The 1,034-nt window shown below is 64.4% G+C and carries 1 protein-coding gene; it reads right to left on the bottom strand.

Features of this window, described 5'->3' with window-relative positions:
• On the bottom strand, positions 1-1,019 hold a 1,019-nt coding region (locus tag QMG25_RS20315; protein WP_283462941.1), incomplete at its 3' end, for an ISAzo13 family transposase.
• Between the last annotated feature and the right edge of the window lie 15 nt (positions 1,020-1,034).

The following is a 1,034-nucleotide window of genomic DNA, read 5'->3' as shown; positions in this document are numbered from 1 at the left end:
ATGAGGTCGATGATGACCTGGTGGCTGTTCAGGGGGCGCCCGCGCCAATTCATGGAGATATGGCTGAAGAGCCTGTGCTCGATCTTGTTCCACTTGCTGGTTCCGGGCGGGAGGTGGCAGACGGTGATCGTCAAACCGGTTTCAGCTGCGAGGGTGGCCAATTCGGCTTTCCAAGCGCGCAGGCGGTATCCGTTGGAGCCGCCGCCGTCGGCGCAGACCAGCAGCCTCTTCGCACCGGGGTAGGCATTATTGCCGATCTGGGTATACCAGCGGCGGATGGTCTCGACCGCGAACGCCGCAGTGTCGTGGTCCGTGCCGACCGAGACCCAACCGTCATTGGCGGTGACGTCGTACACCCCGTAAGGGTTGGCCTTGCCCAGCTTGGGGTCGGGGAAGTCGTGCACATTCACCCTGACAGGGTCCCCGGCAGGCCGCCATTGCGCCCCGCCGTTCTTGTAGAGGCCAACGAGTTCCTTCTTCTTGGTGTCCACGCTGATTACTGGCTGCCCGGCGGCCATGTGCTGTGCACTTTGGTCGTTGAGGTAGGCGAACTGGGCATCGCGGTCCTCATGAGTGGCACCCTCTACCTGTTTCGCATTGCCCTGCAGGGAGAACCCCAGCTCATGGAGCAGGTTTGCCACCGTCCACGCCGAGACCTGGTGCCCGGAATCGCTCAGCACCCGGGCCAGGGTGCGCGTGGATTTCGTCGTCCACCGCAACGCCGACATCGGATCCCCGCGCTCTTCGGGCTCGACCAAGGCCAGCAGGGCATCCCCCAACCCGGGGTCAACGTCCGTTTGCAGCTTCCGACCGGCACCGGGCTGGCGGACCCGCACCGAGGGATCAACTCCAGACTCCAATTCGGCCACACCACGGGAGACCGTGGTCGGGCTGGCACCGGCCGCCCGGGCCACCAGCTTGATCCCGCCATGACCCAACACCCGGGCTTCAGCCCCCAGCAACAGGCGGCGCTGACGCTCATCCAAATGCGGCAACAACGAATCAAACTTCGCCCGCAAACTACCCTCAACCTC

This window comes from Arthrobacter sp. H35-D1, assembly GCF_030063185.1.
Lineage (GTDB): Bacteria > Actinomycetota > Actinomycetes > Actinomycetales > Micrococcaceae > Specibacter.
This window is presented reverse-complemented; position numbering and strand designations above follow the sequence as displayed.